This is a genomic window from Stenotrophomonas sp. SMYL86 (assembly GCF_036320025.1).
Lineage (GTDB): Bacteria > Pseudomonadota > Gammaproteobacteria > Xanthomonadales > Xanthomonadaceae > Stenotrophomonas > Stenotrophomonas maltophilia_A.
The window spans coordinates 1-24,475 of sequence record NZ_JAWIRU010000005.1; the positions used below are offsets into that span (position 1 = coordinate 1).

Here is a 24,475-nt window from a genome sequence, read left to right on the forward strand (position 1 = left end):
CCCTCCCCCCCCCCCCCCCCCCCCGCCCTCCCCGCCCCCCCCCCCCCCCCCCCCCCCCCCCCCCCCCCCCCCCCCCCCCCCCCCCCCCCCCCCCCCGACAGTTTCCGTGCGCGTCCAGCCCACGGAAAAGAAAAAGAGCAAAGAGCAAAAGCACTCGCTCCGACCCGCCCAGGCCGAGTCAATCCAGAGCCGATGAACTCAGGCTTTGCGCTCCAGCTGTAGAAAGCGGCGCCGGCCGCAGGCCGGCCAAACACCCCGCTGCGCTGCGGCGCGACCTGCGGGCGACCGATCTGGGATAATGGGGATTCTTGTTTCCTCTGCTGCCGGACCCGGTCATGACCCAGAAGACGCTGCTCAACGATACCCACCGCGCCCTTGGCGCCAAGATGGTCGATTTCGGGGGTTGGGACATGCCCATCCACTACGGCTCGCAGCTCGACGAGCACCACCTCGTTCGTCGCGAGTCGGGTGTGTTCGACGTCAGCCACATGACTGTGGTCGACCTGCGCGGTGACCAGGTCAAGCCGTTCCTGCGCCGCCTGCTGGCCAACTCGGTCGACAAGCTGAAGGTGACCGGCAAGGCGCTGTACTCGTGCATGCTGAATCCGCGCGGCGGCGTCATCGACGACCTGATCGTCTACTACCTGGGCGACGATTTCTTCCGCATGGTGGTCAATGCCTCCACCCGCGAGAAGGACCTGGCCTGGCTGCGCGAGCAGGCTGCACCGTTCGGCGTCACCGTCGAGCAGCGCCCGGACCTGGCCATCCTCGCCGTGCAGGGCCCGCAGGCGCGCGACATCGTCATCGGCCTGGCCCGCGAAAGCGATCGCGCAGCGCTGGCCAAGCTGGGCCGTTTCGCCGCCCTGCAGGTGCAGTCCGATGACGGCGTCGAACTGTTTGTCGCCCGTACCGGTTACACCGGCGAAGACGGCTTCGAAATCCTGCTGCCGCAGGACGCCGTGGTCGCGTTCTGGAACCGCCTGCTGGCGGCGGGCGTGAAGCCGGCCGGCCTCGGCGCACGCGACACGCTGCGCCTGGAAGCCGGCATGAACCTGTACGGCCAGGACATGGACGAAGAGATCAGCCCGTACGAAGCGGCGCTGGCCTGGACCGTGTCGCTGGACGAAGGCCGCGACTTCATCGGCCGCGACGTGCTGGAAGCGCAGAAGGCTGCCGGCACCGCCCGCCAGATGATCGGCCTGGTGATGGACGAGAAGGGCGTGCTGCGCCATGGTCAGGCGGTGACCACCGCCGGCGGCCAGGGCGAGATCCTGTCCGGCACCTTCTCGCCGACCCTGGCCAAGGGCATCGCCTTCGCCCGTGTACCGGCCGGTGAACTCGGCGAGGTCACCGTCGACATCCGTGGCCGGCAGGTGCCGGTGCGCGTGGTCAAGTTCCCGTTCGTGCGCGAAGGCCAGGCCCAGCCCGGCGTGCTCGCCGACGCCTGATCCGAAACTGCCGATCGTCACTGACAGCAGTGGCGGCCGGTTGGTTACACTAGCCCCGTTTTTTCCACCCCTGCATATCTCTGGAGCAGTCCCATGAGCGAGATCCCCGGCGACCTCAAGTTCCTCAAGTCCCATGAGTGGGCCCGTGTCGAAGGCAATGGCCGTGTCACCGTCGGTATTTCCGACCACGCCCAGGGCCTGCTGGGTGACCTGGTCTACGTCGAACTGCCGGAAGTCGGCGCCGACGCAAAGGCTGGCGAGCAGATCGCCGTTGTCGAGTCGGTGAAGGCCGCCTCGGACGTCTACAGCCCGATCAGCGGCAAGGTCGTCGAGGTCAACTCGGCGCTGTCCGACAAGCCGGAAACCATCAATGAAGATGCCTACGGCGAAGGCTGGATGTTCGTGGTCGAACTGACCAACGCTGAAGAGGTCAACGAACTGCTGGATCCGGACGCGTATGCCGAAGCCCTGGAAAACGACGACCACTGAGTCGTCACTTCCGGGTTCTGGAACGGCCACCTTCGGGTGGCCGTTCTTGTTTTGGCGAGTGCGTCGGACTCATGACGGCGGGTTCGCTCTGCACCCTTGGCGTGGCATCAGCCGACAGACGAACGGTGCCGATCAGCGTGCGCAGTTTTGCGCAAATCCGCGTTTCCGCCCCGCGCCGAAGCGATCGAATGTGAAAACTTTTCGCCCCCCGTTGCGGCCCCGTTGTGCTGGCGTTGGCGACGGTGCGGGTGACCATCGGCGATGCACGTGCGCTGTTGTCCGGAACATGTGCCTATCTGCGCAGAGTGCTTATTTCAAGTGTTTTTTGTTCAGAGAGCGCATCGACTTCGTCGTATGCGGCGCGCGTGCGCGTCGCTTCAATGGTCGTTGCAGGGCGCGCACGGCGGTGGCGAGGGCGGCGTCCGGGATGGCGCGGATGTGAAAATTTTTCGCGGGGGTTGTTGACAGTAAAAAAAACCGTGATTAGGTTTCGCCTCAGCAGACCTTGCCTGCCCAACCGAGTGCGCAGAATCAATCGTCCGATGCGAAGCAGCCCCTTCAAGACCACCGCGACCCTGATGACGGTGGACATGGCCCCGCTTCCCCCGGAGAAATGCAAGGCAACTCCCGTTCCGATGTCCGCTCCGCCGATCGAGGCGGGCATTGCCGCATCCGTAACGGCGCGCCTGACGCGCCGGCGGTCCCCGCACGCAGCATCCGCGGGTTTGATCCACCTGGGCGTTTCAACTCCCTATCACTGACGAGGAGCCATCCCATGGCAACCAAGAAAGCTGCGAAGAAGAAGCCCGCCGCCAAGAAAGCGGTGAAGAAGGTCGCGAAGAAGGCCGCTGCCAAGAAGGCAGTGAAGAAGGTCGCGAAGAAGGCGACCGCCAAGAAGGCAGTGAAGAAGGCTGCGAAGAAGGTCGCCAAGAAGACCACTGCGAAGAAGGCAGTGAAGAAGGCGGCGAAGAAGGTAGCCAAGAAGTCCACTGCCAAGAAGGCCGTCAAGAAGACCGCGAAGAAGGCCGTCAAGAAGGTAGCCAAGAAGGCCACCAAGAAGACTGCGAAGAAGGCAACGGCCCGCAAGCCGGCCAAGAAGGTCGCGAAGAAGGCAACTGCCAAGAAGGCCGTCAAGAAGACCGCCAAGAAGGCAGTAAAGAAGACCGCGAAGAAGGCGACCAAGAAGGCTGCCCCGAAGAAGGCAGCGAAGAAGGTTGCCAAGCGCAAGCCGGCCGCCCGCAAGAAGAAGGCTGCTCCGGTCGCTCTGCCGGCAACCCCGGCGCCGCTGATCTAAGTACTTCCCGATAGCCGCATCCTGAAACCCCCTTCCCTGACTGCCCAGCGGGGAGGGGGTTTTTTTATGGGCCGTTTGCAGGGTCGAGCCGTGCTCGACTGCTTTTCTGACGGTCGACGCTAGCGGTACGGCGCCGGTGGAAAGCGCTCCACCAGGAAGTCCAGGAAGCTGCGCAGGCGGGTCGAGTGGTAGCGATCGTGGGCGTAGACCACGTGCATCGGCCGACCGGTCTGGCCGAACTCAGGGAACAGCTGCACCAGGCGTCCGGTGTCGATGTCGGCAGCCAGCAGCAGTGCCGACTGCAGCACGATGCCCAGCCCGTGCAGCGCTGCCGTGCGCAGCGCTTCGCCGTTGTTGATCTGCAGCCGGCCGCCGGGCACACGCTCGAGTTCGCCAGCATCGGCCTGCAGCCACTGTGCGAGTGCGCTCGGTTCGAAGGACAGGCACTGATGCAGGGCGAGGTCCTGCAGGCTGCGAGGCGTGCCATGCCTGGCCAGGTACGCCGGTGATGCGCACATCATCAAGCGATACGGTGCCAGCGCACGCGCCACCAGCATGCTGCTGTCGGCCAGCGTGCCGATGCGCAGCGCCGCTTCGAAACCCTCCTCGGCGAGGTCGACCACGCGGTCGCTCAGCGTGACTTCGACCCGGACATCCGGATGGCGCGCCATGTATTCGGCCAGTGCCGGTACCAGTGCGTGCGTGCCGAAGATCACCGGCGCACTGATGCGCAACGTGCCCGCCGGTGCCAGCTGCTGGTGCTGCGCCTGTGCGTCCGTTTCTTCCACCAGCCGCAGGATCTCCCGGCAGCGCGTGTAGTAGTCCTCGCCGAAGGGCGTCATGTGCTGGCGCCGGGTGGTACGGCTCAACAGCTGCATCCCCAGCCGTGCTTCCAGCGCACGCAGGTGCTTGCCGGCCATCGTCGCCGAGATATCCATCGCCGCCGCCGCAGCGCTGAGGCTGCCCTTGTCCACGATCAGCACGTAGACCTGCATGCTCTCCAGCAGATTCATCTGACACCCCGGGTGTTGAATGCTGAAACCTGCGCGGAGTTTATCAATCAGGGGTGATCAAACAGCATGTACTGCACGGGCCGGATGTACCGGCTGGCGGATTGGGAGAACATCATGGATCTGGGGCTTGAAGGGCGTACCGCGCTGGTCACCGGGGCGGGCAGTGGCATCGGTGCCGGTGTGGCCAGGCTGCTGGCGGCCCAGGGAGTACGCATTGCGATCAGCGCACGGCGTGCCGAGCCGCTGCATGCACTGGCGGCAGAGATCGAATCTGCAGGCGCGCCGGCGCCGATCGTCCTGCTGGGCGACCTCACCGATGCGGAGCAGGTACGCCACATTGCGGATGCAGCCTCGGCGGCACTGACGCGTGTCGACATCCTCGTCAATGCGGCTGGAGGAGGCCGGCCGACCACGGTGGATGCGGGGGACGATGTCTGGGAGGAAGCCATGGCCTTGAACTTCTCTTCGGCACGACGCCTGACCCAGGCACTGCTGCCGGCGATGCAGGCGCAGGGCTGGGGGCGGGTGATCAACCTCAGCGGTTCAATGGAACCGCGCGCGGTGAATGCTGCCACGGCGGCGAAGGCGGCGTTGCATCTGTGGAGCAAAGGGCTGTCGTCGGCGCTGGCCTCACAGGGCATCACGGTCAATGCAATCGCGCCGGGACGCATCAACAGTGCTCAGATCCGGGACCGGCTGCATCCCACCGAAGAAAGCCGGCGTGAGTTCATCGAACGCAACATTCCGATCGGGCGTTTTGGTGATCCGGAGGAGGTGGCGCCGCTGGTGGCCTTTCTTGCCTCGCCCTTGGCCGGCTACATCACCGGCGCGGTGATTCCGGTGGATGGCGGCATGCACTACTTCGCGCATTAGCCTTCCGTTTGTAGAGTCGAGCCATGCTCGACTGCTTTGCCCGAACAGTCGAGCACGGCTCGACTCTACGACTGCCAATAAAAAGGGCGACCCGCAGGCCGCCCTTCGCACACACGGTGAAGCCCGCCAACTCAGCGCGGCGAGGCCACCGCACGGTTGCTCGAAGCACCCTTGCCCTTGCGCTTGTCCTGCTGCGCCGGGCTCGCGCCTTCGGCCATCAGGTTGTCACTGCCGAAGTCGGTGTCCACGTCCAGCCAGCGCTGCGTCGGCAGGCCGAGCGCGGAATCGAGCACCGTCGGCAGCAGGCCGCTGGGCAGGCCGCTTTCGCCGTTCCACATGATGGCGATGCCGAGATCGCGTTCCGGTACCAGCGCGACCAGGCCGCGATAGCCCTGCACGGCACCGGCATGGAACACCACATCGTGGCCGGCGTAGTCGAAGGTGCGCCAGCCCAGTGCGTAGCCGGCCGAATGCAGGCGCTCGCGGCGCCAGCCCGAACGCATTTCGCCCGGGGTGTTGATCAGGCTCGAATGCAGGGTGGCCAGCAGCGGTGCCGGCAGCACGTCCGGGCGATGGCCGGTGTGGGCCAGCAGCCACTGCGCCATGTCGCTGGCGCTGGCGTTGACGCCGGCGGCCGGGGCGACGCGGTAGTAGGTCGGCTTCGGTGTCAGCGACACCCAGCCATTGCGGCTGCGCACGTGCGGACGCGCCCAGCGCGAGCTGGCCTGGATGCCGGCCAGGCCGAGGCTGGCATCGTTCATGCCCAGCGGCTTGAAGATGCGGCGCTCGACCGACTGCTCGTAGAAGCTGCCCGAGGCGGCATAGACGACGTCGCCGATCAGGCTGAAGGCCACGTTCTGGTAGGCGTAGCAGTCGCCCGGCAGGCACTTCAGGCTGGTATTGGCCAGCTTCTGGGTGAGTGCGTAGTACTCGGCGTTGCCTTCGATGTCGCGGTCGTAGGCGTTGTACGGCAGGCCGACGCGATGGCTGAGCACGTCGGCCACGGTCAGGCGATCGGTCGCTTCCGGAGAGTTCAGGCGGAAGCCCGGCACGTAGTCGGTGACCTTGCTGTCCCAGCGCAGCGTGCCATCGTTGACCAGCAATCCGGCCATGGTGCCGGCGAAGGCCTTGGACAACGATGCCAGGCGGAACACGGTGTGGGCGTCGACCGGCAGCGGGTTGTTGACGTCGGTAACGCCATAACCACGCGCGCTGAGTACGCGGCCACCCTGCACGATGGCCACGGCCATGCCGGGCACACGCTCGCCATAGGTGAGCTGCTGCGCCATCGATTCGATGTTGGCCACGTTGAAGCCGGCCGCCGGCAGCTGCACCTGCGGCACCAGGCCGGTGCGGTAAGCGGCGGGCTGGGTGTGGGCGACGGCGGTGGCGGCGGATTCGATGTTGGCCGGCATCGGCGGCAATGGCGGCGGGGTCTGCGCGGTGGTGGACAAGGCAACGGGCATCAACATGCCCAGCAAACCGGTGGCCGCCGAACGGATCGGACGACGCAGGCTGTTCTTTTTCATCGTGGAGACCCGTGCGCGACTGCTGATGGCGATTCTAGCGCCGCTTTTCCCTTGTGCACAAACAAAGCGAAGATGAATGCGCATCTCGTTGAAAAAGTTGGAATTTTGACGCCCCGAAAGCATGTGTCGGAACGTGTCGTCCGGGCGGGGCCGTGACACTGCGTTGCGGCCTTCTGCGTGGCTGCTGCTGGCGATGTTGCAGTGCATTGGCTAACGTACGCGCTTCACCGCCCCCGGAGCCTGCCATGCCGCTGTCCAACCGCCGTCTTCTGGCGAGGGACACCGCGTGAGCGCGGTGAAGGGCAAGGGGCCGTTGCGTGGGCTGGCGGCGGCACTGCGTGAGTCGCCGGCGCTGTGGTGGTCGTTCCTGTACTTCTTCTGCCTGCTCAGCGGCTACTACGTGCTGCGCCCGGTGCGGGAGGCGATGGCCGCCTCGGCCGACCTGGAAACGGTGTTCCCGCCGATGCTGATCGCCTGGTTCGCCAGCCATGGCATCGCGCTGAAGGATTTCGTCCTGCAGTTCCTGTTCTCCTGCGTGTTCGTGATCATGCTGGTGCTGCAGCCGGTGTATGGCTGGCTGGTCAGCCGCTTCCCACGGCGGGTGTTCCTGCCGGCGGTGTATGGGTTCTTCATCGTCACCTTGCTGGGTTTCTACGTACTGTTCGACAGCGGTGTGCCGGGCCGCGGCATGGCGTTCTTTTTCTGGATCACCGTCTTCAACCTGTTCGCGGTGGCGGTGTTCTGGAGCTTCATGGCCGATGTGTTTTCCAACGCGCAGGCACGAGCCTTCTACGGTTACATCGGCGCGGCCGGCACCATCGGTGCCTTTCTCGGGCCGATCATCACCGGTGCCCTGGTGCAGCGTGTGGGCATCGCCAACCTGATGCTGGTCTCGGCCGGATTCCTCGCCATCTGCCTGTTGAGCATCTGGCGACTACGGCACTGGGCGGTGCTGCGTGAGCAGGAGCAGCAGCTGGTATCCGGCGAGCAGCCGATGGGGGGCAGCGTGCTGGACGGTCTGAAACTGATCGTGCGTGAGCCGTTGCTGCGCTGGCTGGCGATCATGGTGGTGTTCGGTGTGGGCGTGGGCACCCTGCTGTACAACCAGCAGGCCAGCATCGTGCGTGCGGCGTTCAACGATGCAGGCGCTGCCACGGCCTTCTTCTCGCGTATCGACCTGGCGGTGAACGCACTGGCGCTGCTGATGCAGCTCGGCCTGACCCGCTGGCTGCTGTCGCGCCACGGTATCGCGCCGGCCCTGTTGATCCCTGGTTTTGCGATCCTGATCGGCTTTTCGGTGCTTGCCGCTTCACCCATGCCGTTGATGGTCGCAGTGGTGCAGGTGATGACCCGCGCCAGCGAGTTCGCATTGGCCAAGCCGGCACGCGAAACCATCTATACCCGCGTGGACCGGCAGTGGCGCTACAAGGCCGGTGCGGCCATCGATACCGTGGTGTACCGCGGCGCGGACCTGAGCTTTGCGTGGGTGCACAAGGGCTTGTCGCTGTTTGGTTCACACGTGGTGTTCATCGGCGGCGTGGTGGTTGCCGCGTGCATGACCGCCGCCGCATTCGGTGTGCTGCGCGAAGAAAAGAAGCTGCCGCGCGACCGCTGAGCCGCGCGGGGTCGGCTCCCTCTCCCACGGAGAGGCTCTGACCCCATCACCCCACCCATCTATCCAAGGAACCGCCCATGTACTGGATCGCCCTCGCCCTGACCCTGCTGGTCGCCCTGCTGCACGTCTATTTCCTGGTGCTGGAAATGTTCCTGTGGACCCGCCCGCTGGGCCTGAAGACCTTCCGCAACACGCCAGAGAAGGCAGAGACCACGCGCGTGCTGGCGGCCAACCAGGGCCTGTACAACGGCTTCCTGGCGGCGGGCATCGTGGTGGGGCTGGTGATCGATCAGCCGGTGCTGGTGACGTTCTCGCTGGCCTGCGTTGTGGTGGCGGGGTGCTATGGCGCCTACAGCGTGAGTCGGCGCATTTTCATGATCCAGGCGGTGCCGGCGATCCTGGCACTGGTGTTGCGAGCGTTCTGAAGTCGGCGCGTGCTGGCAGGCGCCGCCGCTCAGCGGCTGATGGCGCGCATGAAGCCCAGCCACATTGGCACGGCATGCAGCGCCGAACCCAGCACGAACAGGCCCGTCAGCAGGTGTACGCGCCAGTCGTTGATGCGCAGGAAGACGAATTGTTCAAGCGCGCGGCCCACCCAGAACACCGCCATGAAACCCAGCAGGACCAACCCCAGACGAGTGCCGACCAGGTCCGGGGCAAAGATCAGCGCGATCAGCCCCATTCCCAGGAACACATAGATCACGCGCAGATTGAGGATCTGCATGATCGCGCGGTTGACTGTGCCGAGCTGGGCGAGCTCGCGTTTCCAGCCGAACAGCCGCCAGAACGCCAGATGGAAGGCGGCAAACCCCAGGCTGTGAATGCCTGCCAGGCGCACAAGCAGTTCAGCGGTCGTCATGGTTGATCAGCCTGTGCGAGGAGGGCGCGGCGATACCCACATCGCGATGGTCGCATGGAACACCTCGGTCCCTGCCGCATCGGTCACGCTGACCTTCACGGGCAGGTCGTAGCCGTCCGCAGCACTGACGATGGACAACATGGGCGTCGCCACGGCCTTCAACGTGCCCAAGGCCTTGGCCTGGTATTTCACTTCCATGCCCTTGGGGATCCAGCGCATGTCTGCCGGCAGGCTGGCGTCCACCATCACCCCGCCGACCAGCTCGGCCAGGTTGCACATCGCGATCGCATGTACCGTGCCGATGTGGTTGTTGATGCGGCGGTGCTGGCGGATCACGCCTTCGCAGCGGCCTGGCTCCAGTGCGGTGATGGTAGGTGCGATGCTGGCGAAGTAGGGCGCCTTGAAGCACACCGCGCGCGAGAACAGCCAGTTGCCGGCGGGCCAGCGCTGCAGGCGGTGGTAAAGCGAGAGCAGGGGCGTGGACATGGTTGATGTTCCGGTCGGCGGATAAAGCGACGGCGGGCCGAGGCCCGCCGTCGTGGCAACGCGTGTCGCGGGCGATCAGGCCGCCTGCGAATGCGGGTCCTTGTGCTGGCGGTCGTAGTAGCTGGCCGCGCGCAGTTCGTGGGTGTCGAAGTCGTCCACCGTGATGGTGTCCAGGGTCAGCGTACGCAGTTCTTCCAGCAGGCTGCGCTCGTCCTGGGTGATCACGCCTTCGGCCACGGCCTCGTCCAGCTGGCTCTTGAAGTCCAGCGCTTCGATGCCCTTGCTCTTCAGCGCCTTCAGGAACTTGCGCTCCACCGGCTCGGCCATGATCGCCTTGCTCAGGTAGCTGTTGATACGGCCGCCCGGGTTGTTCTCGCACGGGGTCAGGAACACGCCGCTGGCCAGACGGTCGCGGGCTTCGTTCGGCGCCATCAGCAGAGCGGCAACACGGCGGCTCAGGCGGTCGCCGGGGGCCTCGGCACGACGGCCCAGCGGGAAGATCAACGCCCACATCAGCCAACCGATCGGACGGATCGGGAAGTTGCGCAGCGCGGCCGACAGCGATTCTTCGATCTTGTGCACGCTGTCATGGAAGGCCCAGGCCAGCAGCGGCTGGTCGGCCTGCGGTGCGCCTTCGTCGTGGTAGCGCTTGAGCATGGCGCTGGTCATGTAGACGTGGCTCAGCACATCGCCCAGGCGGCCGGACAGCGATTCCTTGAACTTCAGCTTGCCGCCGAGGGTCATCATCGAGATGTCGGCCATCAGCGCCAGGTTGGCCGAGTAACGGTCCAGCTTGCGGAAGTAGCGGCGGGTGTAGGCGTCACCCGGGGCAGCACCGAAGCGTGCACCGGTCAGGCCGAACCAGAACGAACGCACGGCATTGGAGAGGCCATAGCGGATGTGGCCGAACAGGCTGCGATCGAACTCCTGCAGGCCGGCACGGGTATCCGGATCCTGCGCGGCCTTCATTTCCTTCAGCACCCACGGGTGGCAGAGGATCGCACCCTGGCCGAAGATCAGCAGGCTGCGGGTCATGATGTTGGCGCCTTCCACGGTGATCGCGATCGGCGCGGCCTGCCAGCTGCGGCCGGCGAAGTTGCGCGGCCCCAGGATGATGCCCTTGCCGCCGATCACGTCCATCATGTCCGAGATCACTTCGCGGCTCATGTTGGTGCAGTGGTACTTGGCGATCGCCGACGGCACCGACGGCACGTCACCACGGTCAACCGCCGCGGCGGTGGCCTGCGACAGCGCACTGATCTTGTAGGCCTTGCCGCCGATGCGGGCCAGCGCTTCTTCCACGCCTTCGAAGCGGCCGACCGACAGGCCGAACTGCTTGCGGATGCGCGCATAGGCGCCGGTCACCGCGGCACCGGCCTTGGCACCACCACTGGCGGTGGACGGCAGGGTGATCGAGCGGCCCACGGCCAGGCACTCGTTGAGCATGTTCCAGCCCTTGCCGGCCATGGCAGCGCCACCGATCAGCTGGGTCAGCGGAATGAACACGTCCTTGCCGCGGATCGGACCGTTCTGGAACGTCGAGTTCAGCGGGAAGTGGCGGCGGCCGATTTCAACACCGGCGGTGTCGCGCGGCAGCAGGCCCAGGGTGATGCCGATGTCGCGGGTATCGCCGATCAGGCCATCCGGATCGTACATGCGGAAGGCCAGGCCGATCAGCGAAGCGACCGGGGCCAGGGTGATGTAGCGCTTGTCGAAGGTCAGCTTGACGCCGAGCACCTGCTCGCCGTTCCACTCGCCCTTGCAGACGATGCCGTAGTCCGGAATCGAGGTGGCGTCGGAGCCGGCGAACGGACCGGTCAGGCCGAAGCACGGCACTTCGCGGCCATCGGCCAGGCGCGGCAGATACTGGTCCTTCTGTTCCTGGGTGCCGTAATGCACCAGCAGTTCACCCGGGCCCAGCGAGTTGGGCACGCCGACGGTGGAGCTGACCACCGACGACACCGACGCCAGCTTCTGGATCACCTTGTGGTGGGCCAGCGCAGAGAAGCCCAGGCCGCCGTACTCCTTCGGGATGATCATGCCGAAGAACTTGTTCTTCTTGATGAAGGCCCACAGTTCCGGCGGCAGGTCAGCGTGGACGTGGGTGATTTCCCAGTCGTTGACCATGGTGCACAGCTCTTCCACCGGGCCATCGAGGAAGGCCTGTTCTTCGGCGGTCAGCTGCGGCTTGGGATAGTTGAGCAGGATGTTCCAGTCCGGATCACCGGTGAACAGTTCACCCTCGAAACCGACCGAGCCGGTTTCCAGCGCGATGCGCTCGGTCTGCGACAGTGGCGGCAACACCTTGCGGAACACCTTCATCATCGGGCCGGTCAGCAGCGGCTTGCGGATGAACGGCAGCAGCAGCGGCACGGCGATGACGGCCAATACAGCGGCTGCGACGATCGTGGCGGTCTGGTTGACGTACGGAATGAACCAGCAGGCGGCCAGCAGGGCCACGCTGATCAGCGTCCAGGTAACCAGCCGCATGCGGTGGTAGGCGACGAACGCGCCTGCCAGCAGCAGGGCGAGGAAGGGAAGAACGATGCTCATGAGCGTGCTCCGGTGACGTGCTCGTTTGTGGCGGACGAAGCCGCAGCGTCTGCTGCGGGCAACACGTCCAGATAGTCCAACACAGTAGCGGTAAAGGCGTCGTTGTCATCGCCGGCGACCATGTGCGTGGCCTGCGGCAGCTGTACATGACGCGCGTGCGGCGCCAACGCCAGGAATTCGGCCACGGTCTGCGGCGTGACCAGGTCGCTGCGACCGCCGCTGACCAGCAGCAGCGGGCACTTCACCTGGCGCGCGGCTTCGGCCAGTGCGTCCTGGTGCTGTTCGCTGTCGCGGGCCAGTTCGGCCACCAGGCGCGGATCCCAGTGCCAGCGCCAGCGGCCGTGACCGTCTTCGCGCAGCAGCGCGCGCAGCGACTGCTCGGATTTGCGCGGACGGTGCGGCATGTAGGCCGAGATCACGTCGGCGGCCTGGCTCAGCGAGGCGAAGCCGTCGGGATGGGCGGTCATGAAGGCGAGGATGCGCTCGACACCGGCGGTATCCCAGCGCGGGGTGATGTCGACCAGCACCATCGCCGAGAACAGGCCCGGCCAGCGCGACTCGGCCAGCAGGCCGAACAGGCCCCCCATCGAGGCCGCAACCAGCACCGGCGGGCGCGGCTGTTCACCGGCCAGCACGATCAGGTCATCGGCGAACTGTTCGCCGTGATAGGGCAGGTCGGCGGCATTCCAGTCCGAATCGCCGTGACCACGTGCGTCATAAGCCAGCGTCTGCAGGCCGGCTGCAGACAGGGCACGCGCGGTGGCATTCCAGGCGTGACGGGTCTGGCCGAAACCGTGCGCGAACAGCACCCGGCCACGACGACCGTGGTCGCTGGCAGTGGCGGCGAGGCGGGCACCATGGGCCGCCTCCAGGTGCAGGTCATGGAACGCAGCGGGAGTAGGGGACGTAACCATACTTGCTAGTATGGATCGCTTGTGAGGGAAGTCAATACTGCATCGTATGGTGCGGTGCGGCAGCCCTGCAGGAGAGCCCTTTGACGGTTTCGCCCGCAACGGCGTACTGCAACGAACCCCGGCGTATGGTTAAATCAGCCCATGAATCAACCTGACGCTTCCGCCGGCGAACCGCGCGCCGGCCGCAACAGCCGCCTGAGTGCCGAAGACTGGGCCCAGGCGGCCCTCGACCTGATTGCTGAACAAGGCGTAGGCGCCGTTGCGGTGGAACCGCTGGCGCGGCGCCTCGGCGTGACCAAGGGCAGTTTCTATTGGCATTTCCCCTCGCGTGACGCCTTGCTGCAGGCCGCGCTGGAACGCTGGGAACTGTTCGAACAGGAACAGGTGTTCGGCAGCCTGGAAGACGTACCGGACCCGCGCGTGCGCCTGCGCCAGCTGTTCCAGATGGTGGCGCATGAAGTGCAGCCGCACATCATCTACAGCGAGCTGCTGAAGGCATTGGACCATCCGATGGTGCGTCCGGTGATCGACCGCGTGTCGCAGCGCCGCCTCGACTATCTGATCGCTTCGTTCCGCCAGGCAGGGCTCAGCTCGACCGATGCGCGCCACCGCGCACGCCTGGCCTACGCCGCCTATGTCGGCTTCCTGCAGCTGTCGCTGCAGCTGCAGCAGCCCAAGCAGGCGCGCGAGGATTTCGAGGCCTATGTCGAGCATCTCATCGAGACGCTGATTCCGAACGGTTGAGCGTCGTTGCTGCGTTGAATGCAGAAAGGCCGCGGCAATGCCGCGGCCTTTTCCGTTGGTGCTGCCGCAATCTGGCAGGCACAAAAAACAACGGCCCCTTGCGGGGCCGTTGCTGCATCAGCTGATCAGTGGATCGATCAGAACTTCTGCTTGTACTGCATGTACATGTAGCGGCCCGGCAGGTCGTACTGCGGGTCGAACATGTTGTACGAGGTGTAGTACGAAACCGGCGGGCCCTTGTCCCACGCGTTGTTCAGGCCGACCATGATGGTGCCCTTCCACGGCGTGTTGTAGCGGAACTGGATGTCGTGGTAGGTCGTGGCACCAATGTGGTTCGTTCCCTTCGCGCCATCAGAGCAGTATGCGAAGGTTTCCGGTTCCTTGACTGGATCAAACGGGCACGGTTCGGTCATGCCGGACTTGTAACGAATGCCGTAGTTGACCCCGAAGTCCCCGTAGGACCAGTCGACATACAGATTGGAACGGATGCGCCAGTAAGGGTCCTGATCGCGGTAGCGACCCTGACGACCATCAACCGGGGAATCCGGGGTCGATTTGGTGTCCCACTTGGACAGGTAGGTGCCGTCCAGAGTGATGGTGAACTGGCCGATCGAAGTTTCCGGCAACTTGTACAGGATGCCCAGATCCCAACCTTCCACCTTGTACGACGCCAGGTTCTGCAGCGGCATGTTGACGTTGGTGATGGTGTAACGCTGGTTGGTGCTGCCGTAGTTTGGATCGCGGGTGATCAGGCCGCAGTAGGCCGCCTGCTGCTGAGGTGTGCCGCCGTAGCAGTTGCTCATGATGTCCTGGATCGCCGGACGGGTGATGGCGTCTTCAACCTCGATCTGCCACCAGTCCAGAGTGACGTTCAGGCCGGTGACGAAGCTCGGGCTCCATACCAGGCCCAGCGTCTTGCTGGTCGACGTCTCAGGCTTCAGGTTCGGATTGGCCTGCCAGGTGAACGGCACAACCGTCTGCTTGCGGCCCGCACCGGCGCCAGGCTGCACGAAGCCAGCTGGAACACCCTGTGCGGCACATTGCGCAGCAACCGCACCGGTACGCAGGCCTGCGTTGGAGGAGCAGGGATCGATGTAGCTCTCGAACGAGTCAGCATCGCCGCGATACAGGTTGTTGATGCTCGGGGCGCGGAAGCCTTCCGAGTAGTTACCGCGGATCATCAGGTCGTCGATCGGCTTCCAGCGGAAGCCGAACTTGTTGTTGGTGGTGTTGCCGAAGTTGCTGTAGTCGGAGTAGCGCGATGCCACGCTGAAGTCCAGCAGCTTCGCGCCCGGCAGATCGGCCAGCACCGGGATCGACAGTTCCACGAAGAACTCGTTCAGGTCGTAGGCACCCTTGGTCGGTGCAGCACCGTTGCCGGTGCTCAGGCCCGAGGCAATGAAGGCGTCCGGATCAAACTGACCGGTTTCCTTGCGGTACTCGTAGCCGGCAGCGAAGCCCAGCGCACCGGCCGGTAGCTGCACGATCTCACCGGAGATGTTGGCGTAGTAACCCTTCGACACAAGGCTCGCTGAGTCATGTGCGGTGAAGGACACGTAGTCCAGCGCTTCCTGCGAGACCGAACCCAGACCACCCAGCGCATTGATCGGCACGCACCCGGCGATGACGGCACCCGCCGAGTTCAAGCATGCGGGCTTGCCATCGCGCAGTGCCGACGGACCGTAGGCTTCTTCCAGGCGCTGCACATTGAACAGACCGTAGGTCAGATCGTTCTGGTCGGTCTTGTCGTAGCGGTAGCCGACATCCCAGTCGAAGTTGCGGCCGGCGAACTCGAAGAAGCCTTCGAAACCACCGTAGAAGTGCCAGTTCTTGACGTTCTGGTTGAACGAACGGCCACCGGATTCATTGAAGCGACGATTGACGCCCTCCAGTTCGACGCCATACGGGTTGTACATGCTGTCCGCGCTCAGGTCCATGCCAGTGACCGGCATGGCGGCCAGCAGCTGCTCGGACTTGCGCTCGTTGTACATCGCCTCGGTGCGGAAGGTGATGTTGTCAGTCAGGTTGTACGAACCCAGCACGAACAGCGAGGTGCGCTCATTCGGGGTCAGCAGGTAGTTGTCCGGCGCGGTGTTGTAGCCATGGATGTTCGGATCAAACGGGGTTTCAACACCGTTGAGGATGATGTACTGCTCGTCGTTGCGCGTGTAGTTGCCGGGGATGCCGGTCGCGCTCTGACCGCTGTAGAACGGCGGGCCGCCGGCGGAGATCTTGCGGTCACCGGCCATCACGGACTTTTCGTTGACGTAGGACGCACCGACGGTAATCGAAGCGCGGTCGGTGACGGTACCCAGAGTGAAGTCGTACGCTTCACGCTCACCGTCGCCGGCGCTGTACTGGCCCTTATAGGCATTGACTTCAGCGCCGTCGAAGTTCTGCTTGGTGATGATGTTCACCACGCCGGCGATCGCGTCCGAACCGTAGATGGTCGATGCGCCGTCCTTCAGGACGTCGATGCGCTCGATCATCGCGGTAGGAATGGTGTTCAGGTCGACGCTGCCATCCAGGCCGGTGGTCCAGCGACGGCCATTGACCAGTACCAGGGTGCGCTCGGAACCCAGGTTGCGCAGGCTGACGCCGGCCGAACCGTCACCGCCGTTGTTGTAGGTACGGTTCAGGGCGGCGCCGTTGGCGGCAACGCGCTGCAGGATGTCGGCGACCGAAGTCACGCCCTGCTTGTCGATGTCGGCGCGGGTCAGGCTCAGGACCGGCTGCGAGGTTTCGATGTCGGTGCTCTTGATGCGCGAACCGGTGACCGAGATGCGGTCAAGGTTGGTCGCTTCCTGGGCCTGGGCGGTGGCAGTGGACGCCACACCGGCAACGAGCGCGACCAGAACGGCATCGCGCAGCTTGTTGGACTGGAAATTCATTGGCTCTCTCTCTCCAAGAAATCTTGGCTGGGTTAATGCCCGGCGGGGGAGCGAAAAGCGCTCCCAAATCGCGAGGCTGAGCCGATAGTAGCGGGCGTTCGCCAAGAATTAAAGCTGCGTTAATCAAGTCTATGATTTTGGTAAAAATGAAAATTGATGCACGAAATCAAGGGGTTGAATCGCAGGCGACATCACTCTGTCTCGTTTGTTAGCGCAAAGTGACGAAAAAAGTTTCCGTTGATGTGTATCGCAGTATGTCGACGTGAATTGCGCGGTATCCAATTCGTCGAAAAGCGCTCTGCGTGTATCACGAACGCGCATACGCAACGGGCGCCTTTCGGCGCCCGGGAGAAGTCACTGCAGGAAGACCCAGGAGGTGGGGTCAGAGATCCTGTTCGTAACGCACATACGGCACGGTGCCGTCGTCATTGCTTTCATTGCGCGGGGAGAACGGATTCTTGCCGCGGCTGATCACGTTCTCGGCGCCAACGGTAAGTTGGCCGGACCACGGGGTACGCCAGGTCAGGCCGATGCCCAGGCCCTCCCACTTGCCGGGCTTGCCCGGCACATCGATCACGCGGCCGATGATGCTGCCGGTGAAATTGCCGTACCCGGCGCCGATGCTCAGGCTCTTGCTGTCCCAGCGGTCGACGATGGACGGTGCGGCGTCGGCCAGCGGTACCAGGCGGGCCTTGGCGTAGGTACCGGCGATCGAGACAAAACCCTCGCGGCCGATGTTCTTCTGCGCGAATACGGTCAGGTCGTTCTGCTCGGCGCGCAGCGAGGGGGTCTTGTTCGGGCCGGACAGCCACGCCGGCAGCGTTTCACGGCCGGTGCCGGCGGTGATGCCGAGACGGCTGCTGCCGCGGTTCAGCGCGGCGGTACCGGTGAAGCGGCGGCTGTTGAGGTCGTCGTCGTCACCCAGGCTGGCCAGCATGCAGTGACTGGCCAGGCCGCTCATGCTGGTCCCGCTGCTGCTGTTGCAGAGCAGGCCCAGCGAATCGCCGGAGGACAGGCCGAAGGCCGCATCCAGCGAGTTGCGGCCGAAGTGCCAGCGGGCGCCGGCGGCCTGTTCACCGGTGGGCTCCAGATACAGCAGGGCCTCGACCTTGCCGCTGCCCTTGTTCCATACCGGCAGCACGGTCCGGGTGTCCTTGCTCTGCGCGTGCACGCCCGTGATCGCGCCAAGGGCGATCAGCAGGGCCAGCGGTAGACGCAGGAAGGTACGCATCGGACCAGTTCAGACAGGGACGGACAACGGAAGTTCCCGCGGAGACGGGAACTTGATCCTAGGGTGTTTATGAATTCTTAACAAGCCTTGATCCCCCCAGATGCAAGACAAGCTGTTTACTGAAGCCGTTCAGGCGCCGGTACAGTCCCCTCGGCACCGTGGAACAGTATGCCGAACTCCGTCAAAGGAAAGTGATACTCCCGCCCGCAGAATTCGCAACGGACCTCGACGGCGCCGGTGTCCGCGGCTGCGGCACGGGCCTCGTCCTCGCCCAGCGACTGCAGCATCGACGCGACCCGCTCGCGGGAACAGGAGCAGGCGAAGGACAGCGGCTTGCCGCCCATCAGTTCCGGCTTCTCTTCGTGGAACAGGCGGTGCAGCAACTGCTCGGCCGGGGTGGCCAGCAGCTCGGCCTTGCCCAGGGTCTCGAACAGGGCGCTGGCACGCGCCCAGCCGTCCTCGTCACCCTCGTCGCCCGGCAGCTTCTGCAGCAGCAGGCCGGCGGCGCCGTTGCGGTCGGCGGCCAGCAGCAGGCGGGTCGGCAGCTGTTCGGACTGGCGGAAGTAGTCCTCGAAGGCCTCGTCCAGCTCCGGTGCGGTCAGCGCGACCAGGCTCTGGTAGCGCTGCGGCTCGCGCGGGTCCAGGCCCGGGTTCTCGATGGTGATCGCGAGCAGGGCGTCATCACCCAGGCTGGACAGGTCGCGCGGCGCATCGGCGCCGTCGCTGAGCTGGGCGATGCCGCGCAGGGTACCGGCGGCGGTGCACTCGGCAAACAGGGTGCGCAGCGCGGTGCTGCTGCGCAGCTGGATCGAGAGGCGGCCATCGATCTTGGTGTGGCCGGTGAACAGCGCCGAGGCCACGCAGGCCTCGCCGAGCAGTTCGGCGGCGGTATCCGGGTACTCGGCGTGGGACAGGATCTCCTGCCAGGTCGCCTGCAGGCGCACGTGGACGCCACGGACGCCAGCGTCGGGAAGCAGGAAGCGGATCAGGGAATCGGGGTTGGCGGTCATCGGCTCACATCGCGCGTAAACGAGGGCGGTTGCCGGATAATGCGCCGACAACCGGATAGAAGAAGGATGCACCAGTAATGGGGGCAGGGGGAGAGCAGCACAAGGTGGAGGCCATCGCGGAAGTCCCGCGCCGCAGGCGCTGGCGCTGGAAACGGCTGCTCTGGCTGCCGCTGCTGCTGGCCGCTTTCAGCTGCCTGCAGGTACTGGTGCTGCGGTTCATCGACCCGCCGGTATCCACGGTCATGCTGTGGCGCTATGGCGAGGCATTGGGGGAGGCCGACTGGTCCTATCGCCTGCATTACCAGTGGCGCGACCTGGACCAGATGGCAGCGAGCCTGCCGATCTCGCTGGTGGCCGCGGAGGACCAGCGCTTCCCCGACCACAATGGCTTCGACCTGCAGGCCATCGAGAAGGCCCGCGACCACAACGCCAAGGGCGGACGCCTGCGGGGGGCCAGCACGATCAGCCAGCAGGTCGCCAAGAACCTGTTCCTCTGGCAGGGCCGCAGCTGGATCCGCAAAGGCCTGGAAGTCTGGTACACGGTGCTGATCGAAGCACTGTGGCCGAAGGAACGGATCCTGGAGATGTACGCCAACATCGCCGAGTTCGGCGACGGCGTCTATGGCGCGCAGGCGGCGGCGCAGACGTTCTGGGGCAAGGATGCGTCCCGGTTGAGTCCGGCCGAGAGTGCACGGCTGGCGGCGGTGTTGCCGGCACCGCGGCGCTACAACGCGGCAAAGCCAGGGCCGTACGTGCAGCGGCGCGCGGCATGGATCCAGCGCCAGGCACGGCAGCTGGGCGGCGCGGCTTACCTGTCGGAAGACTGAGGACACCTGCCCTCGGGGCGGCAGGCCATGCACCTGCAGGCAACGTACAATCCGGGCATGAACCGCGAACGCCTTACTGTCGTCATCGCCGCCTACAACGAGGAGCAGGCGCTGCCGTGCCTGCATCCCCGCCTGTGTGCGGTGCTGGACGGAATGCCCGACATCGATGGCCACATCCTGTATGTGGACGATGGCAGCCACGACGGTACCTGGCAGGTGATCGCAGGATTGGCGCAGGACGACGCGCGCGTATCGGCGTTGAAGCTGTCGCGCAATTTCGGCAAGGAGGCCGCGCTGACTGCCGGCCTGGATCTGGTGCGCGACGGCGCGGCGATGATCCTAGATGCCGATGGCCAGGACCCGCCGGAACTGGTGCCGCAGTTCGTTGCGCGCTGGCGCGAGGGCCATGACAACGTCTATGGCACGCGCATGGCCCGCGATGGCGAAGCCTGGATCAAGCGCGCCACGGCGGCGGCGTTCTATCGGGTGATCGGTCGCCTGTCACGCACGCCGATCCCTGCCGACACCGGTGATTTCCGCCTGTTGTCGCCACGCGCGCTGAGTGCGCTGCGCGAGATGCGTGAACGCCACCGCTTCATGAAGGGCCTTTTCAGCTGGGTCGGATTCAAGCGTATTGCTGTGCCCTACCACCGTCACGCGCGGGTGGCCGGATCCAGCAAGTTCAGTCTGTGGCGGCTGTGGAATTTCGCCTTGGAGGGCATCACCGGGTTCTCGACCGTTCCCCTGCGGGCGGCGACCTACATGGGCCTGGCAACGGCGGCGGTTGCTTTCGTATTCGGCGTGTGGGTGATTGCCAAGGCGGCCCTGTACGGTGACCGGGTGGCGGGTTGGCCGACGATGATGGCGGTGATCCTGTTCCTGGGCGGGGTGCAGTTGATCGCGCTGGGCCTGATCGGCGAGTACCTGGGACGGCTGTACGAGGAATCCAAGCAGCGCCCGTTGTACCTGGTTGACGCCTGGCTAGCATCCGCCGTGGCAGACTCGGCCCTGCAACCCACCCTCGGAGGGCAGGCAGATGACCACGGTACGGCAACTGTTGGACGGCAAGTCTCCTGAAGTACATGCGGTCGCGCCGGATGCGGCGGTGATCGATGCGATCCGGTTGATGGCGGAAAAGGGCATTGGCGCGGTGCTGGTGATGGACGGTCCGCGGCTGGTCGGGATCCTTTCGGAGCGCGATTACGCGCGCAAGATCGTGCTGCGTGATCGTTCGTCGCGGGATACGGCGGTGGCCGAGATCATGACGGCGAAGGTGGTGACGGTCTCGCCGGGCGAACAGGTAGAGCATTGCCTGCAGCTGGTGACCGACTACCGCATCCGCCACCTGCCGGTGGTGGAGGGCGCACAGGTGCTGGGGGTGATTTCCATCGGCGACCTGGTGAAGTCGGTGATCGATGCGCAGCGGCGCGAGCTGGATCAGCTGCAGCAGTACATCGTGGCAGGGTGAGTTGTTCGCTGGCGGGCCTGCGGCCCGCCGGCCCGCTTTTCGAAGCCAGAGCCAGAGCTGAGGGCAGCGCCTTCCTGGTACGCCGGGAGGCAGAGGGCATGGGCGTGCAGGACACGCCGCAAGTACGTCCCTGTAGGCTCGATGGCGCCATCCATGGCGCCAACGGTCCTGCACGCCCATGCCCTCTGCCTCTGGATACATTGCCGCGAGCGCGGTGAGATTCGCCGCAGACGATCTGCTTTTGGTAGCTGCCAACCTTGGTTGGCAACAGCTTTTGAATTTGCTTTTTTCTTCTGACTTTGAATTTCGCTCTCGTTCCGCGCGCGCAGGAACCTGTCCGGAGCCGGAGCAAGGCGGCAGGCAGGACCGTGAGGCGCATGGATGCGCCGACCGAGCCTACAGGGACGTATTTACGGCGTGTCCTGCCTGTCGCCTTGCTCCGGCTCTACGCGCGGGAAAAGAGGCGCCGCGAACAACGCTGTAACTCTACTTCGCATACTGCCCCCCGCAGTCGGCATCCTTGCCCGGCCCCAGTTCGATGGTCGCCAGCAACGCCGCCGGCGGGGCAATGCTGCCCAGTACCAGGGCCACCGCGCCACGAATCCCCAACGCCTTGAAGTCCGGGCGGAAGGACGGGTCCTTGAACGTGCCACTGATGTGCAGTGGAGAGCGCAGTACCAGGATGCTCTTGTCCTTCGGGCGCGGTTTCAGCAGCAGGTCCAGGGTCTCGTCGCGCAGGCTGACCGTGCCTTCGCCGATGAGGATCGTATCGGTAGTGTCCACCGCCAGCGCCTGGCTGGTCATCAGGCCGTCGCGCACGCCGAAGTCGGCGAAGGCGCAGCGCAGGGGAATCTGTTTGTCGCCGGTCACCAGGAATTTCAGTGATTCGGTGATGTCCAGCCCTGCCAGTTCCATCACCAGGTTGCCGACATGGCCGCGGCCCATCGCCAGGCCGACCTTGCCACTGCTGCTGCCGAGCATCGCGGCGATCGAGTTGCCGCGGCCGCTCAGGTCCACCTCGCCGCCGATGCCGCCCTTGGCCTGCTCGGCCAGTTTCGCGTCCGGAAACAGCTGGCCGAGCTGCACGCCGCGCACGCTGGCCTTCAGGGCGGTGCTGATCTGCGGACGGCGCGCGTCCATGCGGATCGTGCTGCGGATATCGCCTCCGGCCACGCCGAAGTTCAGCGGGTCCAGCCGCAGTACGCCGTCATCCAGCAACAGGTGCGCATCCATGTCATCCAATGGCAGCGATGGCGCGTTGATGCGGTGGGCTTTCCAGCGCACGTCGGCATCCATCGCGCGCAGCTTGCCGAGGTTGTAGGGCGTGTCGGGCAGCACGCGTGCGCGGGCGGCAACCCGTGCGGCCTCGGCCTTCTGTTCGGCGTTGGCGGTTTCGCCGCCGCCGGTTTTCGGTGGGGCACCGACGAAGCCGGCAAGGTCATCGAAGTCCAGGCGCTTGGATTCCAGCGTGGCGGTCAGCCGCGGCCGCGCACCGCCCACTTCGAACTGCAGATTGCCACCGAGGTCGCTGTCGCCGATTTTGCCGGTGAAGGCGTCGTAGCGCCAGACGTTGTGGTCACGCTTGAGCCGGCCGTTCAACGCATAGGGTGGCGACGGCGGAATGGCAATGCCGAGCAGCGGATAGAGGTCGGCGAGGTCCTGGCCGCTGAGCGCAAACTGCAGATCGAACACGCGCAGCTGGAAGGGATTGGTCAGCGTGCCACTGGCTACCGCGTGGGTGGCGCCTGCTCGGCCATCGAGATGGATGCGGAACGGATGGTCGCTGTCGGTCAGCTCCAGCGGTGATTCCGTGCCGCCACGCAGGGTGAACGGATTGCCCTGCCAGTGTCCCTTGCCCTGTACCAGCAGCGGTGGCGCCGCATCGGCCTGTTTCGGCTGGCCGCTGCGCACGTCCACGCGGATATCGGTACGGCCGAGCGCGTCGAGGAACTGCAGGCGACCGTCATCGATGCGCAACCGTTTGAGCTGCGGGCTGGTCCCACCGGCGCTGTCACCGAGGAAATCCCAATTGCCCGGGTCGCCCTTGCGCGGCGCTGTTTCCAGCAGCACGTCCGGCCGGGTCAGGCGTACTTCGGGCAGCTGCACGCTGCCGCGCAGCAGCGGCCACACCCGCACGTCGATCTCGACGCGGTCTGCGGTGGCCATATCGGGTTGCTTCGCCCAGCTGGCATTGGCGAAGGTGATCGCATCGGCGCGGATCGTACTGGTGCGGCCGAGGTCGACATCAAGGTTCCCGATGTGCAGCGCACGGCCGGTGCGTGCCTGCACCGCGCGCTCAACCGGCCCCTTGAACCAGTTCCAGTCCCACAGCGCGATCAGCAGCAGGAGTGCCGCCAGCAGGAAGATCAGGATCGTGAGCCAGCGCCGGCCTCGTGGGCCGGGGCGGCGGAGGCGCCAGCGGGTCGTGCGCTTTGCGGCAGGGGAGGCGGCAGCATTCACGCCGCCATGGTTGCCCCCTCTTCGTGGACAGGGCGCGAAGCGTCCATGTGCGTGGTGTGCACACGCCGCGTTCGAACGCTGGTTTACAGCACCTGCATGGTGACCGCGACGAAGTGGCAGACGCTGCCACCGATCACGAACAGGTGCCAGATCGCATGCGAATACGGGATCGATTCACGGTGGTAGAAGTAGGTCCCCAGCGTGTACGACAGGCCACCGGCGAACAGCCAGGTGAGGGTGCCGCCGTCGATCGAAGCCCACATCGGCTTGATCGCCACGACCACCAGCCAGCCCATGGCGATGTAGATCACCGTTGAGAGCACCTTGAAGCGGCCGGTGTAGAACAGCTTGAACACCACGCCGCCCAGCGCCAGCGCCCAGATCGCGGTGAACAGGCCCCAGCCCCACGGACCACGCAGGCCGATCAGGGTGAACGGGGTATAGGTGCCCGCGATCAGCACGTAGATCGCGCAGTGGTCGAACACCTTCAAGCGGCCCTTGGCGACCGGATGCTGGATGGCGTGATACAGGGTGGAGGCGGTGTACAGCAGCAACAGCGCGATACCGAATACGATCGCACTGGCCAGCTGCCAGCCGTCGCCGTAGATCGCAGCCAGGGTGATCAGCACCGCGCTGGCGGCCAGGGCGAACACCGCGCCCAGGCCATGGGTCAGGGCGCTGGCGATTTCTTCACGGATCGAAGCAATGGACGTCGTGGACATGGGCATGGGCATCGTTCACGGGGAGGGGGACCCGCGTCCCCCTATCATC

The 24,475-nt window shown here is 65.2% G+C and carries 22 protein-coding genes; 10 read left to right on the forward strand and 12 right to left on the reverse strand.

Annotated elements, in window-relative coordinates:
• Window positions 1–335 precede the first annotated feature (335 nt).
• Both gcvT and gcvH read left to right on the forward strand, forming a co-directional pair.
• The gene (gene gcvT, locus V3B64_RS07510) at window positions 336–1,448 is read left to right on the forward strand and encodes a glycine cleavage system aminomethyltransferase GcvT (protein WP_032130056.1); all 1,113 of its coding nucleotides are present in this window, start codon (window positions 336–338) and stop codon (window positions 1,446–1,448) included.
• Window positions 1,449–1,541: 93 nt separating this feature from the next.
• Window positions 1,542–1,937, forward strand: coding sequence for a glycine cleavage system protein GcvH (gene gcvH / locus V3B64_RS07515; protein ID WP_005410701.1), 396 nt, complete (start codon window positions 1,542–1,544; stop codon window positions 1,935–1,937).
• Between the two features lie 292 nt (window positions 1,938–2,229).
• Here the strand turns inward: gcvH and V3B64_RS07520 are convergent, their stop codons facing one another.
• Entirely contained in the window at window positions 2,230–2,529 is a 300-nt protein-coding gene (locus tag V3B64_RS07520) for a hypothetical protein (protein WP_182266553.1), read from the reverse strand.
• A gap of 183 nt (window positions 2,530–2,712) precedes the next feature.
• On the opposite strand from V3B64_RS07520, the gene V3B64_RS07525 reads away from it, so the two are divergent.
• Window positions 2,713–3,231 (forward strand): hypothetical protein, encoded by a 519-nt coding sequence (locus V3B64_RS07525; RefSeq protein ID WP_032130057.1) that lies wholly within the window; start codon window positions 2,713–2,715, stop codon window positions 3,229–3,231.
• A 119-nt stretch (window positions 3,232–3,350) separates the two neighbouring features.
• Here the strand turns inward: V3B64_RS07525 and V3B64_RS07530 are convergent, their stop codons facing one another.
• Entirely contained in the window at window positions 3,351–4,244 is an 894-nt protein-coding gene (locus V3B64_RS07530; protein WP_121504656.1) for a LysR family transcriptional regulator, read from the reverse strand.
• Between the two features lie 114 nt (window positions 4,245–4,358).
• Between V3B64_RS07530 and V3B64_RS07535 the strand changes: the two genes are divergently transcribed.
• Window positions 4,359–5,117 carry an SDR family oxidoreductase gene (locus V3B64_RS07535; RefSeq protein WP_049400632.1) on the forward strand — a complete coding sequence of 253 codons (759 nt, stop codon included), beginning with the start codon at window positions 4,359–4,361 and terminating at the stop codon, window positions 5,115–5,117.
• Between the two features lie 131 nt (window positions 5,118–5,248).
• Here V3B64_RS07535 and V3B64_RS07540 read toward each other — a convergent pair whose 3' ends face one another.
• Complete coding sequence (locus tag V3B64_RS07540) at window positions 5,249–6,646, reverse strand: serine hydrolase domain-containing protein (protein WP_032130059.1); 1,398 nt, start codon at window positions 6,644–6,646, stop codon at window positions 5,249–5,251.
• 286 nt (window positions 6,647–6,932) lie between these two features.
• On the opposite strand from V3B64_RS07540, the gene V3B64_RS07545 reads away from it, so the two are divergent.
• Together V3B64_RS07545 and V3B64_RS07550 are read left to right on the forward strand one after the other, a co-directional pair.
• Window positions 6,933–8,261 carry an MFS transporter gene (locus tag V3B64_RS07545; protein WP_121504655.1) on the forward strand — a complete coding sequence of 443 codons (1,329 nt, stop codon included), beginning with the start codon at window positions 6,933–6,935 and terminating at the stop codon, window positions 8,259–8,261.
• 77 nt (window positions 8,262–8,338) lie between these two features.
• Entirely contained in the window at window positions 8,339–8,686 is a 348-nt protein-coding gene (locus V3B64_RS07550) for a DUF1304 domain-containing protein (RefSeq protein WP_121504654.1), read from the forward strand.
• 29 nt (window positions 8,687–8,715) lie between these two features.
• Here the strand turns inward: V3B64_RS07550 and V3B64_RS07555 are convergent, their stop codons facing one another.
• The 4 genes from V3B64_RS07555 to V3B64_RS07570 all read right to left on the reverse strand — a co-directional run bounded on the left by V3B64_RS07555 (window position 8,716) and on the right by V3B64_RS07570 (window position 13,073).
• A complete protein-coding gene (locus V3B64_RS07555; RefSeq protein ID WP_121504653.1) occupies window positions 8,716–9,120 on the reverse strand; it encodes a hypothetical protein in 405 nt (134 codons plus the stop codon).
• A gap of 6 nt (window positions 9,121–9,126) precedes the next feature.
• The gene (locus V3B64_RS07560) at window positions 9,127–9,606 is read right to left on the reverse strand and encodes a hotdog fold domain-containing protein (RefSeq protein ID WP_121504652.1); all 480 of its coding nucleotides are present in this window, start codon (window positions 9,604–9,606) and stop codon (window positions 9,127–9,129) included.
• Between the two features lie 75 nt (window positions 9,607–9,681).
• Complete coding sequence (locus tag V3B64_RS07565) at window positions 9,682–12,159, reverse strand: acyl-CoA dehydrogenase (RefSeq protein WP_032130064.1); 2,478 nt, start codon at window positions 12,157–12,159, stop codon at window positions 9,682–9,684.
• A complete protein-coding gene (locus V3B64_RS07570) occupies window positions 12,156–13,073 on the reverse strand; it encodes an alpha/beta hydrolase (protein ID WP_032130065.1) in 918 nt (305 codons plus the stop codon). Before V3B64_RS07570 ends, V3B64_RS07565 begins: the two co-directional genes overlap by 4 nt.
• Before the next feature lie 141 nt (window positions 13,074–13,214).
• Here V3B64_RS07570 and V3B64_RS07575 point away from each other — a divergent pair, with 141 nt between their 5' ends.
• A complete protein-coding gene (locus V3B64_RS07575) occupies window positions 13,215–13,817 on the forward strand; it encodes a TetR/AcrR family transcriptional regulator (protein WP_006464233.1) in 603 nt (200 codons plus the stop codon).
• 137 nt (window positions 13,818–13,954) lie between these two features.
• On the opposite strand, the gene V3B64_RS07580 is transcribed toward V3B64_RS07575, so the two are convergent.
• The 3 genes from V3B64_RS07580 to V3B64_RS07590 form a co-directional block, all read right to left on the reverse strand.
• Window positions 13,955–16,708 (reverse strand): TonB-dependent receptor, encoded by a 2,754-nt coding sequence (locus tag V3B64_RS07580; protein ID WP_049420961.1) that lies wholly within the window; start codon window positions 16,706–16,708, stop codon window positions 13,955–13,957.
• A gap of 382 nt (window positions 16,709–17,090) precedes the next feature.
• Window positions 17,091–17,939 carry a hypothetical protein gene (locus tag V3B64_RS07585; protein ID WP_049420960.1) on the reverse strand — a complete coding sequence of 283 codons (849 nt, stop codon included), beginning with the start codon at window positions 17,937–17,939 and terminating at the stop codon, window positions 17,091–17,093.
• 116 nt (window positions 17,940–18,055) lie between these two features.
• Window positions 18,056–18,949: an Hsp33 family molecular chaperone HslO gene (locus V3B64_RS07590; RefSeq protein WP_032130068.1), complete on the reverse strand. Its 894-nt coding sequence runs from the start codon at window positions 18,947–18,949 to the stop codon at window positions 18,056–18,058.
• A gap of 77 nt (window positions 18,950–19,026) precedes the next feature.
• Between V3B64_RS07590 and mtgA the strand changes: the two genes are divergently transcribed.
• From mtgA to V3B64_RS07605, 3 genes are read left to right on the forward strand one after another with little or no spacing between them, the layout of a single operon-like run.
• On the forward strand, window positions 19,027–19,776 hold the full coding sequence (mtgA, locus tag V3B64_RS07595) for a monofunctional biosynthetic peptidoglycan transglycosylase (RefSeq protein ID WP_032130069.1): 750 nt from the start codon (window positions 19,027–19,029) through the stop codon (window positions 19,774–19,776).
• A 57-nt stretch (window positions 19,777–19,833) separates the two neighbouring features.
• The gene (locus V3B64_RS07600; RefSeq protein ID WP_032130071.1) at window positions 19,834–20,853 is read left to right on the forward strand and encodes a glycosyltransferase family 2 protein; all 1,020 of its coding nucleotides are present in this window, start codon (window positions 19,834–19,836) and stop codon (window positions 20,851–20,853) included.
• Window positions 20,813–21,244, forward strand: a complete 432-nt coding sequence (locus tag V3B64_RS07605; RefSeq protein WP_019336409.1) for a CBS domain-containing protein — start codon at window positions 20,813–20,815, stop codon at window positions 21,242–21,244. The genes V3B64_RS07600 and V3B64_RS07605 overlap by 41 nt, the downstream gene beginning before the upstream one ends.
• Before the next feature lie 486 nt (window positions 21,245–21,730).
• On the opposite strand, the gene V3B64_RS07610 is transcribed toward V3B64_RS07605, so the two are convergent.
• Both V3B64_RS07610 and V3B64_RS07615 read right to left on the reverse strand, forming a co-directional pair.
• The gene (locus V3B64_RS07610) at window positions 21,731–23,704 is read right to left on the reverse strand and encodes an AsmA family protein (RefSeq protein WP_329913885.1); all 1,974 of its coding nucleotides are present in this window, start codon (window positions 23,702–23,704) and stop codon (window positions 21,731–21,733) included.
• 83 nt (window positions 23,705–23,787) lie between these two features.
• Window positions 23,788–24,426 carry a hemolysin III family protein gene (locus V3B64_RS07615; RefSeq protein WP_005410682.1) on the reverse strand — a complete coding sequence of 213 codons (639 nt, stop codon included), beginning with the start codon at window positions 24,424–24,426 and terminating at the stop codon, window positions 23,788–23,790.
• Between the last annotated feature and the right edge of the window lie 49 nt (window positions 24,427–24,475).

Excerpts from the sequence above, each read along its gene's own strand:
- gcvT (WP_032130056.1), top strand. The coding sequence starts at position 336 with ATGACCCAGAAGACGCTGCTCAACGATACCCACCGCGCCCTTGGCGCC.
- gcvH (WP_005410701.1), top strand. The coding sequence starts at position 1,542 with ATGAGCGAGATCCCCGGCGACCTCAAGTTCCTCAAGTCCCATGAGTGG.
- V3B64_RS07520 (WP_182266553.1), bottom strand. The coding sequence starts at position 2,529 with ATGTCCACCGTCATCAGGGTCGCGGTGGTCTTGAAGGGGCTGCTTCGC.
- V3B64_RS07525 (WP_032130057.1), top strand. The coding sequence starts at position 2,713 with ATGGCAACCAAGAAAGCTGCGAAGAAGAAGCCCGCCGCCAAGAAAGCG.
- V3B64_RS07530 (WP_121504656.1), bottom strand. The coding sequence starts at position 4,244 with ATGAATCTGCTGGAGAGCATGCAGGTCTACGTGCTGATCGTGGACAAG.
- V3B64_RS07535 (WP_049400632.1), top strand. The coding sequence starts at position 4,359 with ATGGATCTGGGGCTTGAAGGGCGTACCGCGCTGGTCACCGGGGCGGGC.
- V3B64_RS07540 (WP_032130059.1), bottom strand. The coding sequence starts at position 6,646 with ATGAAAAAGAACAGCCTGCGTCGTCCGATCCGTTCGGCGGCCACCGGT.
- V3B64_RS07550 (WP_121504654.1), top strand. The coding sequence starts at position 8,339 with ATGTACTGGATCGCCCTCGCCCTGACCCTGCTGGTCGCCCTGCTGCAC.
- V3B64_RS07555 (WP_121504653.1), bottom strand. The coding sequence starts at position 9,120 with ATGACGACCGCTGAACTGCTTGTGCGCCTGGCAGGCATTCACAGCCTG.
- V3B64_RS07560 (WP_121504652.1), bottom strand. The coding sequence starts at position 9,606 with ATGTCCACGCCCCTGCTCTCGCTTTACCACCGCCTGCAGCGCTGGCCC.
- V3B64_RS07565 (WP_032130064.1), bottom strand. The coding sequence starts at position 12,159 with ATGAGCATCGTTCTTCCCTTCCTCGCCCTGCTGCTGGCAGGCGCGTTC.
- V3B64_RS07570 (WP_032130065.1), bottom strand. The coding sequence starts at position 13,073 with ATGGTTACGTCCCCTACTCCCGCTGCGTTCCATGACCTGCACCTGGAG.
- V3B64_RS07575 (WP_006464233.1), top strand. The coding sequence starts at position 13,215 with ATGAATCAACCTGACGCTTCCGCCGGCGAACCGCGCGCCGGCCGCAAC.
- V3B64_RS07580 (WP_049420961.1), bottom strand. The coding sequence starts at position 16,708 with ATGAATTTCCAGTCCAACAAGCTGCGCGATGCCGTTCTGGTCGCGCTC.
- V3B64_RS07585 (WP_049420960.1), bottom strand. The coding sequence starts at position 17,939 with ATGCGTACCTTCCTGCGTCTACCGCTGGCCCTGCTGATCGCCCTTGGC.
- V3B64_RS07590 (WP_032130068.1), bottom strand. The coding sequence starts at position 18,949 with ATGACCGCCAACCCCGATTCCCTGATCCGCTTCCTGCTTCCCGACGCT.
- mtgA (WP_032130069.1), top strand. The coding sequence starts at position 19,027 with ATGGGGGCAGGGGGAGAGCAGCACAAGGTGGAGGCCATCGCGGAAGTC.
- V3B64_RS07600 (WP_032130071.1), top strand. The coding sequence starts at position 19,834 with ATGAACCGCGAACGCCTTACTGTCGTCATCGCCGCCTACAACGAGGAG.
- V3B64_RS07605 (WP_019336409.1), top strand. The coding sequence starts at position 20,813 with ATGACCACGGTACGGCAACTGTTGGACGGCAAGTCTCCTGAAGTACAT.
- V3B64_RS07615 (WP_005410682.1), bottom strand. The coding sequence starts at position 24,426 with ATGTCCACGACGTCCATTGCTTCGATCCGTGAAGAAATCGCCAGCGCC.